General features: G+C 64.6%; 12 protein-coding genes. 6 read left to right on the top strand and 6 right to left on the bottom strand.

Going from position 1 to position 14520, the window contains the following annotated elements; all coding sequences use genetic code 11:
• Window positions 1–75 precede the first annotated feature (75 nt).
• The 3 genes from AC0L3J_RS29705 to glgC are packed head-to-tail and all read right to left on the bottom strand — an operon-like array spanning window position 76 to window position 3086.
• Window positions 76–336 carry a SemiSWEET transporter gene (locus AC0L3J_RS29705; protein ID WP_007601071.1) on the bottom strand — a complete coding sequence of 87 codons (261 nt, stop codon included), beginning with the start codon at window positions 334–336 and terminating at the stop codon, window positions 76–78.
• A 36-nt stretch (window positions 337–372) separates the two neighbouring features.
• Entirely contained in the window at window positions 373–1827 is a 1455-nt protein-coding gene (gene glgA, locus AC0L3J_RS29700) for a glycogen synthase GlgA (RefSeq protein WP_473349381.1), read from the bottom strand.
• Window positions 1824–3086, bottom strand: coding sequence for a glucose-1-phosphate adenylyltransferase (glgC, locus tag AC0L3J_RS29695; RefSeq protein WP_007613273.1), 1263 nt, complete (start codon window positions 3084–3086; stop codon window positions 1824–1826). The genes glgA and glgC overlap by 4 nt, the downstream gene beginning before the upstream one ends.
• A gap of 333 nt (window positions 3087–3419) precedes the next feature.
• Between glgC and AC0L3J_RS29690 the strand changes: the two genes are divergently transcribed.
• Window positions 3420–3863: a hypothetical protein gene (locus AC0L3J_RS29690; RefSeq protein WP_473349380.1), complete on the top strand. Its 444-nt coding sequence runs from the start codon at window positions 3420–3422 to the stop codon at window positions 3861–3863.
• A gap of 204 nt (window positions 3864–4067) precedes the next feature.
• Here AC0L3J_RS29690 and AC0L3J_RS29685 read toward each other — a convergent pair whose 3' ends face one another.
• Complete coding sequence (locus AC0L3J_RS29685; protein WP_473349379.1) at window positions 4068–4247, bottom strand: hypothetical protein; 180 nt, start codon at window positions 4245–4247, stop codon at window positions 4068–4070.
• A gap of 194 nt (window positions 4248–4441) precedes the next feature.
• Here AC0L3J_RS29685 and AC0L3J_RS29680 point away from each other — a divergent pair, with 194 nt between their 5' ends.
• A complete protein-coding gene (locus tag AC0L3J_RS29680; RefSeq protein ID WP_473349378.1) occupies window positions 4442–7513 on the top strand; it encodes an ATP-binding protein in 3072 nt (1023 codons plus the stop codon).
• Between the two features lie 5 nt (window positions 7514–7518).
• Here AC0L3J_RS29680 and AC0L3J_RS29675 read toward each other — a convergent pair whose 3' ends face one another.
• Window positions 7519–8613: a catalase family protein gene (locus AC0L3J_RS29675; RefSeq protein ID WP_473349377.1), complete on the bottom strand. Its 1095-nt coding sequence runs from the start codon at window positions 8611–8613 to the stop codon at window positions 7519–7521.
• 380 nt (window positions 8614–8993) lie between these two features.
• Window positions 8994–9974 carry an ABC transporter substrate-binding protein gene (locus AC0L3J_RS29670; RefSeq protein ID WP_473349376.1) on the bottom strand — a complete coding sequence of 327 codons (981 nt, stop codon included), beginning with the start codon at window positions 9972–9974 and terminating at the stop codon, window positions 8994–8996.
• A gap of 475 nt (window positions 9975–10449) precedes the next feature.
• On the opposite strand from AC0L3J_RS29670, the gene AC0L3J_RS29665 reads away from it, so the two are divergent.
• The 4 genes from AC0L3J_RS29665 to AC0L3J_RS29650 are packed head-to-tail and all read left to right on the top strand — an operon-like array spanning window position 10450 to window position 14513.
• A complete protein-coding gene (locus AC0L3J_RS29665; RefSeq protein ID WP_473349375.1) occupies window positions 10450–11553 on the top strand; it encodes an ABC transporter substrate-binding protein in 1104 nt (367 codons plus the stop codon).
• On the top strand, window positions 11531–12553 hold the full coding sequence (locus tag AC0L3J_RS29660; RefSeq protein WP_473349374.1) for an ABC transporter permease: 1023 nt from the start codon (window positions 11531–11533) through the stop codon (window positions 12551–12553). The genes AC0L3J_RS29665 and AC0L3J_RS29660 overlap by 23 nt, the downstream gene beginning before the upstream one ends.
• On the top strand, window positions 12547–13347 hold the full coding sequence (locus tag AC0L3J_RS29655) for an ABC transporter ATP-binding protein (protein WP_473349373.1): 801 nt from the start codon (window positions 12547–12549) through the stop codon (window positions 13345–13347). The genes AC0L3J_RS29660 and AC0L3J_RS29655 overlap by 7 nt, the downstream gene beginning before the upstream one ends.
• Window positions 13341–14513: an acyl-CoA dehydrogenase family protein gene (locus AC0L3J_RS29650; RefSeq protein ID WP_473349372.1), complete on the top strand. Its 1173-nt coding sequence runs from the start codon at window positions 13341–13343 to the stop codon at window positions 14511–14513. The genes AC0L3J_RS29655 and AC0L3J_RS29650 overlap by 7 nt, the downstream gene beginning before the upstream one ends.
• Window positions 14514–14520: the final 7 nt, after the last annotated feature.

The raw sequence follows: 14520 nt of genomic DNA, 5'->3' as shown, positions 1-14520 counted from the left end.
AGCGTAATCCACCATCGGCTGCAATGAACGCGGCGGATTACGCCTTCGGCTAATCCGCCCTACGCAGCTCTGAGCTCACCCGTATTTCAGCTTCATGAACAGGATGCCGCCGGCGAGTACGATGGTGATGGCGTTTGCGGCGACGAGGGGCGCATCGCCCGACAGCAGGCCGTAGACGAGCCAGAGCGCCAGCCCCAGCACCATGACCAGGAACATGCCGAGCGAGATATCGCCGGTGGAGCGGGTCTTCCACACTTTGATGGCTTGCGGCGCGTAGGCCACGGTGGTGCAGGTTGCGGCGGCAAAGCCGATCAGCTTGATCAAGAACGGGTCCATGGCGGCTCTATAGCATTGATTCGACGATGTCGGGCCTCAGGCGCGCGCGGTCATGAGGCTGCGATAGAGCGCGGCATAGTCACCGGCGCGGTTGCGCCAGGACACGTCGGTCGCAAGGCCGCTAAGTTGCAGCCGGCGCCAGGTCAGCTTGTCGTGAAAGGCGATGTTGGCCTTGCGCAGCGTGCCGGCGAGGGCATCCGCAGTGACGGGTGCGAACTTGAAGCCGGTGGCATCGTGGTCCGATTTATCGGCCTCGCCAATATCGACGATGGTATCCTCGAGGCCGCCGACCCGGGAGACGATGGGCACGGCGCCGTAGCGCAGCGCGCAGAGCTGGGTCAGGCCGCATGGCTCGAACCGTGATGGCACGATGAGCGCGTCCGAGCCGGCCTGGATCAGATGGGCCATGATCTCGTCATAGCCGATCACGACTCCGATGCGGCCGGGGTTCGCGCGCGCAACGGCCTGATAGCGATCCTGCAGATCGCGGTCGCCGCTGCCGAGCAGCGCGAGCTGCATGCCTTCGCGCAAAATGGTCGGAATGGCTTCGAGCAGGAGATCGAGCCCCTTCTGCCAGGACAGGCGGCTGATGACGCCGAGCAGTGGCGCTTCGTCCGAGGAATCCAGATTGAACTGTTGCTGCAGCACCGCCTTGTTCGCCGCCCGGTACGTGAGGTCCTCCGCGCCGAAGCGGTAAGCGATGTGCGCATCTTCTTGCGGATTCCAAACAGATACATCGATGCCGTTGAGGATTCCGCTCAGCACGTTCGCGCGGGCGCGAAGCAAGCCGCCGAACCCCATGCCGCCCTCGTCGGTCTGGATCTCCTGCGCATAGGTCGGCGACACCGTGGTGATGCGATCGGCGAATTGCAGGCCCGCCTTCAAAAAACTGATGCCGCCGAAATATTCGAGGTCGTTGACGCCGTAGGCGCGCCACGGCAGGCCAATCGAACCGATCAGCTCGGGCGCGAACTTGCCCTGATAGGCCATGTTGTGGATGGTCATCACGGTGGCCGGCCGCGGCCGGTTGTCGTAGTGCAGATAGGCTGGCGCGAGCCCGGCCTGCCAGTCGTGGGCATGCACCACATCGGGCACGAAGGCGGGCACGAGGCCGTGGCCGATATCGGCCGCGATGCGCGAGAGCGCGGCGAACCGCACGCCATTGTCCGCCCAGTCGACGCCTTCGGCGGTCACATAGGGGTTGCCGGGCCGTGCGTAGAGATGCGGCACGTCGAGCACGAACAGATCGAGGCCGTCATGCGAGGCGGCGAGCAGACGGCCGGGTCCGCCGAAATAATCCGGCCAGCGCCGGATTTCGTCGGCTCCCCCCAGCACGCGCATCACATCGGGATAGCCCGGCATCAAGGTGCGCATCTCGACGCCATGCGCCTTCAGCGCGATCGGCAGCGCGCCCGCGACATCGGCGAGGCCGCCGGTCTTGACGATGGGATAGACTTCAGAGGCGACCGCGAGGACGCGAACAGGCGTCATGTATTGAGCCTGTCGAGCATCGGCTGGGTGATGAGCGAAATGCCCTGCTCGGTGGTGCGGAAGCGTCTTGCGTCCAGCTCGGGATCTTCGCCGACGACGAGCCCTTCCGGGATCTCGACGCCGCGATCGATCACGACGTTCTTCAGGCGCGCGCCGCGGCCGACATTGACGTAGGGCATGATCACGGCGTTCTCGACGTTGGCGTAGGAGTTGACGCGCACGCCGGTGAACAGCAGCGAGCGCCGCAGCGAGGCGCCGGAAATGATGCAGCCGCCCGAGACCAGCGAGCTCACGGCCTGGCCGCGCCGGCTCTCCTCGTCGTGGACGAATTTTGCCGGAGGTGTGATCTCCGAATAGGACCAGATCGGCCAGGCGCTGTCGAACAAATCGAGCTCGGGGACCACGTCGGTGAGGTCGATATTGGCGGCCCAATAGGCGTCGACCGTGCCGACATCGCGCCAATAGGCGCGGGGGTCGCTGCCGGAGCGGACGCAGGAGGTCGAGTACTGGTGCGCCATGGCGCGGCCGTTCTTTACGAGATAGGGGATGATGTCCTTGCCAAAATCGTGGTTGGAGTTCGGATCCTCGGCGTCGCGCTTGAGCTCCTCGAACAGGAATTTCGCGTCGAACACGTAAATGCCCATGCTGGCGAGCGAGACGTCCGGCTTGCCCGGCATCGGCGGCGGATCTTTCGGCTTTTCCAGGAACTCTTTGATCCAGCCGTTCTCGTCGATATGCATGATGCCGAAGCCGGAAGATTCCTGCCGCGGCATCTCCAGGCAGCCGACGGTGACATCGGCGCCGCTGTCGACATGCTGGCGCAGCATCACCTCGTAATCCATTTTATAGATATGGTCGCCGGCGAGAACCACGATGAAGCGGCAGGCGTGGGATTCGATGATGTCGATGTTCTGGTAGACCGCATCGGCCGTGCCGACATACCACATGTTTTCGGAGACGCGCTGGCTCGCCGGCAGGATGTCGAAGCTCTCGTTGCGCTCGGGACGGAAGAAGTTCCAACCCATCTGAAGATGCCGGATCAGGCTGTGCGCCTTGTACTGGGTGGCGACTGCGATGCGACGGATGCCCGAGTTCACCGCGTTCGACAGCGCGAAATCGATGATGCGGGATTTTCCGCCGAAATAGACCGCGGGCTTGGCGCGCCGGTCGGTCAGCTCCAGCAGCCGGCTGCCGCGTCCGCCGGCCAGGACGAACGCCAGCGCCTGGCGGGCAAGCGGCTCGGGTCTCGCGGCACTCATGTCATTCTCCCACAACTCTGGCGCTCGCGAGAAGCCTCCCGGCCGCGCACATTGGAACCGATAGTAACGGCACGAATAGTAAATCGGGAAGGTGGTTGTTGGTTGCGAATGCGCCGGAAGCTTAATGCTTTGCCGCGGTGATCGTGCCCCAGGCACCGTCCTGCCGGTGTCACACGCGGCGAGGTTGTCGAGCCCGTCGGGTACCGGTTGATCAGAATGGAGGCATGTGTCTTGTGCGGTGCACGCAAACGCGAGGCTTTGACCTCGCGCCAGGATGCCCGATGATGGCGCTGCGATCCATGTCCAAGCCAAACGTCAGAAAGGAGTAAGACGATGAGGGTCTGGAAAACGGCAGTTGCCGGTTCGCTCGCCGCTGCGGTGATGGCGGGGGGAATTCAGCAGGCGGCGGCGGCTCCGCTGCCCACCAATGTCGCAACCATGAAGGCCACCGTCGGCGACGATGTCACGCAGGTGCATTGGCGCGGCCGAGGTTTTGGATGGGGTATTGGCGGGCTCGCAGCCGGCGCGATCATCGGCAGCGCCATCGCCAGCAGCGCGCCTTACGGCTATGGCTACTACGGCGGCGGACCGTATTATGGCGGCTACGGATACCCAGGGCCGGGCTACGGCTATGGCTATGGTTATGCGCCGGCCTATTACGGCTATGGTCCGGCCTATGCTTATCCGCGCTACTATCGGCCTTACCGCCCGTATTTCGGCCCTCGTTACGGCTATTACCGGCCGTATTACCGGCACTATCACCGCGCCTATTGGTAACCGATCAAACGGGCGGACCGGCTCGCCGCAGGGCGACGACGCTGAAGAGGTTTGAGGGCCGCTGGACGCAAGCGGCCCGATCGGCTTGCGCGCGTTGAACCCGGTGATGCGGCACGACGAGCCGGCCATGCCCGCCCACGACAATTCCGATGCAGATCGCGACGATGATCGCGATCTCGATGCACCATTCGAGCGGTCCCGAGCTCATGGCAGCGCGATGGTGTTGGCGAGATCGAACTCGGACAGGCCCGGGCCGCCGCTCGCAAGGTAGATGGCGACGAGGAAGATGCGGCTGAGGACGGTGAGGCCCAATATGGCCCTGACGTCGTAATGGCGAATGGCAAAAGCGAGAGGCGGGATCGCCAAATGTCTTAAAATGCTCATGGCCAACTCCTTGCCAAAATTCAGGCATCGACTGCCTGTCGACTGAAATGACAGCGTGATGAAAAGGCCGTCCGACGCCTTGCCGGCGTCTCTGAGGCCAATGCTAGTGCCGGCGCAGGGCGCAGGTCTTTATCGTGTCCTTACATTTGGCTGAGCTTTCCCTTAAGGTGGGGGAGCATCCGGGGGTCGGAGCCGTGCGTACAGACGCGCTTGCCTTTGGTGAATTCCGCCTCGACCGTGCCAACGCGCTATTGTGGCGAGGCGGGGAGCGGATCGCGCTGGCGCCGAAGCCGTTCGAGGTTCTTTGCCATCTTGTCGGTCGGCCCGGAGAGCTCGTCACCAAGGAAGAGTTGCTCGACGCGGTCTGGTCCGATCTGCACGTCAGCGAGTCGAGCCTCGCCGTTGCCGTGAACGCGCTACGCTCGGTGCTCGGCGACGACAGGCAGTCCCCCAATTACATCGAGACGGTCACGCGACGCGGCTATCGCTTCATTGCGGCGGTCGCGACCGTCGAATTGCCTGCGATCGATCGAACGCCCGAACAGGAGGCGGCGCCCGCCACGGAGCAGGCTGTCGATCGACGCCGGCACTGGAGGGTCGGGCGCACTGGGGCACTCGATACGCTGGACAAGGCGTTGCAACTCGCTCGTACCGGACAGCGTCAGGTCGTCTTCATCACCGGCGAGGCCGGGATCGGCAAGACCACTCTCTTGCAGATGACGCTCGACAGGATGAACCAGCAGGGACTGGGCGTGCTGCACTGTAGCTGCAACGAGTTGTTCGGCACCCATGAGGCCTTTCTTCCGCTGATCGGAGCGCTGAACGAGTGCTGCCGTCGCACCGATGGAGCATCGCTGCTGACTTCGATCCGCGAGCACGCGCCGACCTGGCTCGCGCAAATGCCCGGTTTCCTCGGCGAAGCAGACCGGGCCGCATTCCAGCACGAGGTCTTTGGCGCAACCCGGGAGCGCATGCTGCGCGAATTCGCCGATCTCATGGAACATCTCGCCGTCACGCGACCATGGGTGATCATCCTGGAAGATCTGCATTGGAGCGACTTTGCCACCGTGGATGTGCTCTCCCGGCTTGCGCGGCGGGATCGGAGGGCTTCCATCCTCGTGCTGGCCACCTATCGGCCGATGGAAGTCGCCGTCGGCGGACATCCTATCCGTGCCGTTCACCAGGACTTGCGGATTCACGGACACGCCACTGAGCTCGCGCTCGATCGACTGACCGGCATCGACGTGGAACGCTATCTGTCCCTGCGCTTCAACTCGGCCGATTTCGCCAGCGAGCTGGTCGAGCGCATATTCGCGCGAACCGGCGGGCATCCTCTGTTCGTGTCGTCTCTGCTCGATCACCTCGTGGCGCAGGGCGCGCTGGTCGAGCACGAATTGGGCTGGCGGCTGGTCAGCGAAGACGCGGCCTCGCATGACAGCATGCCGCGCGATCTGGAAGGAATGATCAAGCAGCAGATCGATCACCTCACCGTGGACGAGCGCTGCCTGCTCGAGGTCGCCAGTGCGGCGGGAGCGGAGTTTTCCGCCCTCCATATCGCCGGGGCGCTGGACCGTCCCGTGCTGGATGTCGAGCAGATCTGCGAGGACCTGGCGCGGACTGATCGCGTCATCGTCGCTGCCGGCATGACCGAGTGGCCGAACGGAGGCGTCTCCGGTCGCTATGCGTTTCAGCACGCACTTTACCAGGAGATCCTCTACCAGCGGCTCGCGCCGGCGCGCTGCGCGAAAACCCATGCGCTGCTTGGGGCGGGGCTCGAGCAGGGCTATGGGCCGCAGGCTGTGGAGTTCGCCGCCGTTGTCGCGCGCCATTTCGAACTGGGCCGCGATTTCCCGAAAGCGATGCATTATCTGGGCGCGGCGGCCGAGGGCTCGGCGCGAAGGTTCAGCACACGCGAGGCCGCCAATTACCTGTCCCGCGCTTTGGAACTGGTGCCGCATCTGCCGCCGGAGTTTCGGGTGACGACACGTCTGAAGTTGCTGCTTCAGCGCGCCTGGGCCTGGCGGGCCAGTGGAGATTTCCTGAATTCGCTGCAGGATCTCAGCGCAGTCGTCGCCCACGCGGCGGAGAACGGGCACGTGCGCGAAGAGGTGAACGCGCTGGTCGATCTCAGCAGATTTTGTCTTTACGTCGATCGCCGGCAGAGCCTGCCTGTTGCGGAACAGGCTCTTGTCAAGAGCCGGGCGATCGACGACGCGGCGTTCAGCGCTCTGGTCCAGGGCAACGTCGCCAATTTGAAGCTGATGCTCCGCGGCTGGGATCGCGAGAATGCAGACCTTGCCGAGCGTGCATCAGCACTGATCACCGGAGAGCAGGATCTGAGCATGCGGCTGCGACGCTGCTCGATGGAGATGGTGCTGGAGTTCCTGCGCGCGAATTATCCGGCCTGCTGCGATGCGACGACCAGGGGAAAGGAGCTCGCCCGCCTGGTCGGTGACGTCTATCTGTTCGTGCTCTATGAATCGGTCGAGGCCTTTGCCCAGATTTATCTCGGTGAATGGGGACGCGCGCAACGAAACGTCGTCTCCGCGTTGGCTATCTCGGAGCGGAATGCAAATCCGCAGGCCGTCGCGCTGTGTCATCTCACGATTGGATGGCTGTATTCCGAGGCGGAGGAATATGGCAGCGCGTCACGGCGCGCGGAGGATGCGCTCGGCCCGATGATCGAGGCCAATCCGTTCACCTTCTTCGTTGGCAGGAACCTGCTGGCGCGAGCTTATGTCAGGATGGGCGACCTGCCTCGGGCGCGGCAGCATCTCGATGCGATGGAGCGGCGGATGGAGGTCGACCGGGTGCCGATGGAGTCGCTGGTCATCCCGCATTATCTGCTGACTTGCTGCGATTATTGGATCGCGATCGGCGATCTGGACCGCGCGCAGAGCTCGGCCAGCCAGTTTCATGAGGTGACGAGCGCGGCACCCGACCGGCCGTTTCTCGCCCTGTGCTACGAGGCCATGGCGAGAATTGCGATCCTGAAGCAGGATGCGCAACTCGCCGGCGGGCATTTGTCGGCGGCCATTTCGATCGTCCGCCATGCCAGATTGCCGCACGCCGCCTGGCGGGTTTATCGCACGACAGCGGTGGTCTATGAGGGCCTCGGACAGGTGCAAAGGGCTGCCAAGTGGCGGGACCGCTCCAGCCGGGTGATCGCATCGCTAGCAGAGACGCTTGATCCCGGCGATCCGCTGCGGTCGGCGTCATTTTTCGAAGCAGCCCACGACACCGGGCCCGATAGTGCGGGACGGTGATCGGCTCAATCCGGCAGGTCCGCGATCTGTCGCGGTTCGCTGGGCTGTTGCTTGACCCTGAATTGATTTTGCTGCTGCCGCAGCGTGCGGGAGGCACGGTAGGCATCCCTGCGCAATCGCATGATCGAGCCGAGCGGCTGATGCGCGGCGAGACATCGCCATGGATCAAACGAAAGCACCTCGTCGGAATAGACGCGCCGCGCGGGGCTGTCGGCGGTCTGGCGCGGAAGCGTGATCTTGCCGAGTGCTTGCGGCGGCGCGACGTCTTCGGGCCAGTCGATCGAGGCATCTTCGATCGGCGTTCGCTGCAGGTCGGTGCAGAGCTGGGCAGACAGTTCGTACTCGGCTGCATTGTCCTTGAAGAAGGCAACAACGCTGTTCAGCACGGCATCATCGGAATCGTGACAGGGCTGGCCGGTGAGTTGGCGAACCGAGGCCGAGATCGGCACCAGGCGAAGCCTTGCGATATAATCGCCAAACCGCAATGCTCCCTCCGTGTGAAAGGTTTCTCCGAGGATGTTGCTGCCGGCATCACCGAGCGCTTTCAAGACGATCGGGATCGGAATGCCCGTTCTGTCCGATGCGGCGACCAGGACGCGCGCCAAAAAGCCTATGAGTCCGTACGCCAGATCAGGCAGGAACAGGTTGCGCTCGACCTGGTGCTGTGCGCGCATATAGGCCATCGCATCCGCAAAATAGCTGGCGTGATTGACGAGCAGGAGATCCTGGTTCGTCGTATCGTCGTCGCCGAGCGCCTTGGGCCCGGTCACACCCAGGACCTTGATGGCAAACCCCCGCGGCGAACGGATGCGATCGCTCCTGTTGAAGGCGGTGGAGAGGCGGACGATGATCGGGAAGTGGCCAGCCTGCTTGAACAGGCCCTGGCGCAGATGATCCTGCAAATTCTCGTAGACGATCAGTTCGCCCCGGAGATAGCCGGCGCCCTTGGCGTGCTGCTGCCGGGTCCCGTGCTTGTCTTTGCGAAAAGTGCGATCGCTCGTTCGCGAAATCGAGGCAACGATCTCCTCGACGGCCGCCGCTTCCTCCGGCCGGATGTGTTCGACGGACGGATCGTAACGAAGATACTGATCGGCTGACATGGCGCTGATCTCCAGCCCGAAGGTCGCCTTCCCATCGCGAGCGTCGACGGCCGCAGGGCGGATCACTGTAAGCCCGTCCAGTCGGGATCGGCAACCCGAGAGCGAGTTGTGATTGCCTGGACAAGCCGTGGGATGAGGCATCCTGTTACCGACGCGATCACACGGTCGATGCTAGCCAGCGGCGTCTCGTAAGTCCTTATGGGCTCCTTATGTTGTCCTGATGTTTTCCTTAAGGCCGGGCCGGCGGGCGGGGGCTCCGGCCTGCGTCTAAAGCGATAGCCACACGATCAGGCTCATGCAGGCAAAATGCGCGAGCACGATCGCGGCGAGATGCAGCGGGCCCGCCTTGAGGCGCAGCGCGCGCATCCCGGCGCCTCCGCCTAGTTCGATCCCGCGGCCGCAGCGGTGAAGCTGCGGTCGACGGCTTTGCTGACGTCGAGCTTCTTCGGCAGGATGCCGTAGCGTGTCGAGCGGTCGGAGGCTTCCTGCACCTCCTTCACGACGCTCTCGTCGATCGGAATCGGGCTGGTGCGTTGCGCGGTGTAGGCCGAGAGCAGCACGTCCTCCGGCAGCTTGGTCAGCTCGGACGTGCTCTTGGCATATTCGCCGAGATGATCCAGCGACCACAGCCGCGCCTTGTTCAGCCGCTGCACGAGGTCCTGCACAGCCGCGCGCTTGGTGGCGATGGCGTTGTCGGAGGCGACGATGAAGGTGATGGTCGGCGTCAGGCCCTCACCGTTGGCGATCACGCGGGCCTTGTCCTTGAGCGTCGCGAACGAGACGTAGGGCTCCCACACCGCCCAGGCGTCGATCGAGCCCGCGACCAGCGCGATCTTGGCGTCGACCGGCCCGAGCGGCGCGAAGGTCGCGTCCTCCAGCCTGATCTGAGCCTTCTCCAGCGTGGCGTCGATCAGGAATTGGCCCCAGCCGCCGCGCGTGCCGGCGAGGCGTTTTCCCTTGAGGTCGGCGGCCGATTTGATCGGCGAATCCTGGCGCACGAGAATGGCTTGTGTCTTCGCATCCGACCTGGTGCCGCCGATCGCCTTGATCGGCGCGCCGGCCGCGTAGACGGAAAGGAACGAGAGGTCGCCGGTGTAGCCGACGTCGAGCGCGCCGGCGTTGAGCGCCTCCAGGATTGGAGCTGCCGCGGGGAATTCCGACCACTCGATCTTGTAGGGCAGATCCTTGGCGTAGCCCGAGATCTCGAGCAGCGAACGGTTACCGCCCTTCTGGTCGCCGACGCGCAGCACGATTGCGTCGGCCGCGAACGACGCGGCGGCCGTCGACAGGGTGATGGCGGCGGCAAGCAGCGATGCCGCGAGCCGGCGCGTGATGGAATGATCGAGGGAGTTGATGCTCATGTGGCCTGTCTTGTTGCTTTGCCCACGACGCGTGAGCGAACGATGCAGCGAGACGATCAAGTCTATGGTCGCGCGATGCGCGGTCAATGAAATGGCTAACCGTATTGCGCGCGCGACCAGCAAGGACATTTCAGCGAAACACTGATTTCGAGAACGTGCGGTATGCGCCACTGATGCTGCGCAAAAATGAAGCAGCAGAGGGAGTCGCGCCGGTCTCCGCCAACCGATGCATCGGCGGAAATCCTTTCATCGTCCTCGCACGCACAGATGGAGAGAATGACTTCGCTTCGTGCCACATTCGAAATTCCATTTCATTGACGATACGGCGAACGCGCCGCATGATTTGCGCATCGCATCAAGGCACCGAGCAGGCGCCGGCGAAAAGAGTTTCTCTCGACGCAGCTCCGCACGGAACAGGCGCAACGCAAGCCGTTGTGCCGATGGCGGAGCCGTGCCAGCGCAGGAGTGCAGACGGATGAACGACGACGACAAGCGCGACGGATCGAGGCTCGACCGGCGCCATTTGCTCCAGGCGGGATTAGCTGCGGCATTCGCAGCGCCGCTCGGTGCCTTCGGTGCGGCACAGGCCTTTGCGCCGCGGGCCATCGCGCCCGGCGTCGATCTCTCGGAGTTTCCGCTGTGCCGGACGGCGTCGGATGTGCCCGCGCTCACCGGCGCGCCGCGCAAGCTCAAGCTGTCCTGGAACGCCGGCGCGGTCTGTCTCGCCCCGGTGCCGGTCGCCATCGAGCACGGCTTCTTCCAGAAGCATAATCTCGACATCGAACTCATCAACTATTCCGGTTCGACCGACCAGCTGCTCGAGGCCATCGCGACCGGCAAGAGCGATGCCGGGCTCGGCATGGCGTTGCGCTGGCTGAAGCCGTTGGAGCAGGGCTTTGACGTCAAGATTGCCGCCGGCACCCATGGCGGCTGCATGCGGGTGCTGACGCGCGCCGATTCCAGCGTGAGCAAGCTCGCCGATCTCAAGGGCAAGATCGTTGCGGTCGGCGATCTCGGCGGCCCCGACAAGAATTTCTTCTCCATTCAGCTCGCCAAGCTCGGTATCGATCCGAACAAGGATGTCGACTGGCGCGCCTATCCCGGCAACCTTCTCAATGTCGCCGTCGAGAAGGGCGAGGTGCAGGCCTTCCTGTCATCCGACCCGCTGGGTTATCTTTGGCTCAAGGACAGCCAGTACAAGGAGGTCGCCTCCAATCTCGATGGCGAATATCGCGACAAGAGCTGCTGCATCCTCGGCCTGCGCGGCAGCCTCGTGCGCGAGGAGCCGCAGGTGGCGCGCGCCCTGACGCAGGCGCTGCTCGATGCCGCGATGTTCACCGCGCAGAACCCGTCCGTGACAGCCAAATCGTTCCAGCCTTACGCGCCGAAGACGGCGTCACTCGCGGATATCGAGGGCATGGTGCGCTACCACACCCATCATCATCACCCCGTCGGCGAAGTGCTAAAGCGCGAGCTCAAGGCCTATGCCGACGATCTCAAGAGTGTGCAGGTGTTCAAGCAGAGCACCGACACGGCCAGATTTGCGGAGCGCATCTATGTCGACGTATTCGCTGTCTGACGGCCTTGCCTCCGGCGCGCCGCGCCTCTCGCGCGCACCGTGGCTGACGAGCTGGGTCCGGGACTCCGGTGCCGGCATTCTCGCCAGCGTGGCGTGGATTGCCTTCGGCCTGTCCTGCCTGTGGTGGGAGGACGTCGGCGACTGGTCGCGGACCCATTCGCTCGGCATTGCCGCGCTTGTCGTCGCGGCGATCGCGCTGTTCGGGACTGTCGGCGCCGATTACCTCGGCTCGGCGGGCCGGGCCTTGCGCCAGCGCGCGCCGTGGCTCGTCGTGCTCGGCGTTGTCCTGACCCTGTGGGAAGTCGCGACGGCGAAATTCGCCTGGCTGCCATTGCCGTTCTTCCCGCCGCCGCAGTCGATCATCGAGGTCTACACCGACGATCTGCCAAAACTGCTCGACAGCGTGTTCGCCTCGGTCAAGCTCCAGCTCGGCGGTTATCTAATCGGCGCGACGGTCGGCTTCCTGACCGGCGTCTCGATCGGCTGGTCGCGCGCGGTCGGCTATTGGGTGCACCCGGTGCTGCGCTTCATCGGCCCGCTGCCGGCGACCGCCTGGCTGCCGATCGCCTTCTTCACGTTCCCGTCGAGCTGGAGCGCATCGACCTTTTTGATCGCGCTGGCAACCGGCTTCCCGGTCACCGTGCTGACCTGGTCGGGTGTCGCGAGTGTGAGTAACGCCTATTACGACGTCGCGCGGACGCTGGGGGCAAAGCCGTCCTTCCTGGTGTTGAAGGTCGCAATCCCCGCGGCCTTGCCGCACGTTTTCGTCGGCCTGTTCATGGGGCTCGGCTCATCCTTTGCCGTGCTTGTCGTCGCCGAGATGATCGGCGTCAAGGCCGGCCTCGGCTGGTACCTGCAATGGGCGCAGGGCTGGGCCGCCTACGCCAACATGTATGCGGCGCTGATCGTGATGTCATTGCTCTGCTCCGGCGCGATCACGCTGCTGTTTGCGATCCGCGATCGCCTGCTGGTCTGGCAGAAAGGGACCGTGAAATGGTAGCCGCAACTGCACTGGCTGAAATCGACGCTCACCCGGCCGCGGGCGCCGCGCTCGACATCGAGCAGGTCAGCCACGCCTTCGACATCGACGGCGCCGAGCTGCCGGTGCTCAGCGACGTCAGCATCTCCGTCGAGCCGGGCGAATTCGTTGCGCTGCTCGGTCCCTCCGGCTGCGGCAAGTCCACGCTGCTGCGCCTCGTCGCAGGCCTCGACAAGCCCAGGTCCGGAACGCTGCGCGAGGACGAGGCGCGCATCACGCGACCGCACCCGTCGCGAGTCGTCGTATTCCAGGATCCCACCTTGTTTCCTTGGCGCACAGTCTGGGACAACGTCGCGCTCGGGCTGGAGGCGCAAGGCATCTTGAAGAGCCAGCGTCACCGCGTCGATGCCGCGCTCGATCTCGTCGGGCTATCGTCCTTCCGCAATGCCTATCCGCACCAGCTCTCGGGCGGCATGGCGCAGCGCGTCGCATTGGCCCGCGCGCTGGTCAACGATCCCAAGATCCTCGTCCTCGACGAGCCGCTGGGCAAGCTCGATTCGTTGACCCGCATCACCATGCAGGCCGAGCTGGTCTCGCTGTGGCAGCGCAAGGGCTTTACCACGCTGCTGGTGACGCATGACGCCGAGGAGGCGCTGGTGCTCGCCAACCGCGTCATCGTGTTCAGCGACCGCCCGGCGCGCGTGAAGGCCGACATCCGTGTCGATCGGCCCTATCCGCGCCATCGCGGTGATCCGTATCTGGCCGATTTGCGCCGCCAGATTCTTGGCCTGCTCGGATTGGACGCCACATGGTAACTTCGATCGCCAAGGGGCGCGCGGCGCATCACGAGCCCGACTACATCGCACGTGCCGAGGCGCTGGCCGAGGCTTTTGCCGCCCGCGCGGCCGAACACGATCGCACCGGAAGCTTCCCGTTCGAGAATTTTCGCGATCTGTCCGAGGCGGGTCTGCTGTCGCTGACAGTGCCTGCCGCCCATGGCGGCGCCGGGGCGGGCGCACGCTACGCCGCACGCGTCCTCGGCATCATCGGCAAGGCCGATCCGTCGACCGCGCTGGTGCTGTCGATGCACTACATCAACCATCTGGTGATGGCACGGAGCCCGACCTGGCCGGCGCGGCTGTCGCGCAAGCTTGCGCGCGAGAGCGTCGAGGGCCTCGCGCTCGTCAACGCGCTCCGCGTCGAGCCCGAACTGGGCTCGCCTGCGCGCGGCGGCCTGCCCGCGACCATTGCACGCCGGACCGAGACCGGCTGGCGGCTCTCGGGGCACAAGATCTATTCGACGGGATCGCCGATCCTGAAATGGTATCTGGTCTGGGCGCGGACGGACGAAGCCGAGCCGCGCGTCGGACAGTTCCTGGTGCCGGCGGGCCTGCCGGGCACGCGCATCGTCGAGACCTGGGATCATCTCGGCCTGCGCGCCAGCGGCAGCCACGACGTCATCTTCGACGACGTCGTGATTCCTCTCGATGCCGAGATCGATGTGCGCAAGCCGGCGGACTGGCGCACACCTGATGTCGCGCAGGCGACCGTCCACACGATTTTCGTCGCCGCGATCTATGACGGCGTTGCGCGGGCTGCACGCGACTGGCTGCTCGGGTTCCTGAAGCAGCGCGTCCCGGCCAGCCTGGGCGCGCCGCTTGCGACCTTGCCGCGCGCGCAGGAGATCCTTGGCGGGATCGAGACGCGACTCATTGTCAATGCGCGGCTGATCGCATCCTTCGCCGGTGATTTCGATGACGGTGTCGCGCTTTCCGCGGCCGAGTCCAACGTCATCAAGTTGACCGTGACCAACAACGCCGTCGCCGCGGTTGAGGATGCCTTGTCGCTGACCGGCAATCACGGCCTGTCCCGCGCCAATCCGCTGGAGCGGCACTATCGCGACGTCCTCTGCGGTCGCGTGCACACGCCGCAGGACGATTCTACGCGCACCGGCCTCGGCCGTGCCGCATTGGGCCTCTAGCCTGCCG

This window comes from Bradyrhizobium sp. Kon37 (assembly GCF_055807535.1).
The sequence above is the reverse complement of the archived record's forward strand: the minus strand, read 5'-3'. Positions and strand labels throughout refer to the sequence as shown.

Excerpts from the sequence above, each read along its gene's own strand:
- AC0L3J_RS29690 (WP_473349380.1), top strand. The coding sequence starts at position 3,420 with ATGAGGGTCTGGAAAACGGCAGTTGCCGGTTCGCTCGCCGCTGCGGTG.
- AC0L3J_RS29685 (WP_473349379.1), bottom strand. The coding sequence starts at position 4,247 with ATGAGCATTTTAAGACATTTGGCGATCCCGCCTCTCGCTTTTGCCATT.
- AC0L3J_RS29675 (WP_473349377.1), bottom strand. The coding sequence starts at position 8,613 with ATGTCAGCCGATCAGTATCTTCGTTACGATCCGTCCGTCGAACACATC.
- glgC (WP_007613273.1), bottom strand. The coding sequence starts at position 3,086 with ATGAGTGCCGCGAGACCCGAGCCGCTTGCCCGCCAGGCGCTGGCGTTC.
- AC0L3J_RS29650 (WP_473349372.1), top strand. The coding sequence starts at position 13,341 with ATGGTAACTTCGATCGCCAAGGGGCGCGCGGCGCATCACGAGCCCGAC.
- AC0L3J_RS29670 (WP_473349376.1), bottom strand. The coding sequence starts at position 9,974 with ATGAGCATCAACTCCCTCGATCATTCCATCACGCGCCGGCTCGCGGCA.
- AC0L3J_RS29665 (WP_473349375.1), top strand. The coding sequence starts at position 10,450 with ATGAACGACGACGACAAGCGCGACGGATCGAGGCTCGACCGGCGCCAT.
- AC0L3J_RS29655 (WP_473349373.1), top strand. The coding sequence starts at position 12,547 with ATGGTAGCCGCAACTGCACTGGCTGAAATCGACGCTCACCCGGCCGCG.
- AC0L3J_RS29660 (WP_473349374.1), top strand. The coding sequence starts at position 11,531 with ATGTCGACGTATTCGCTGTCTGACGGCCTTGCCTCCGGCGCGCCGCGC.
- AC0L3J_RS29705 (WP_007601071.1), bottom strand. The coding sequence starts at position 336 with ATGGACCCGTTCTTGATCAAGCTGATCGGCTTTGCCGCCGCAACCTGC.
- glgA (WP_473349381.1), bottom strand. The coding sequence starts at position 1,827 with ATGACGCCTGTTCGCGTCCTCGCGGTCGCCTCTGAAGTCTATCCCATC.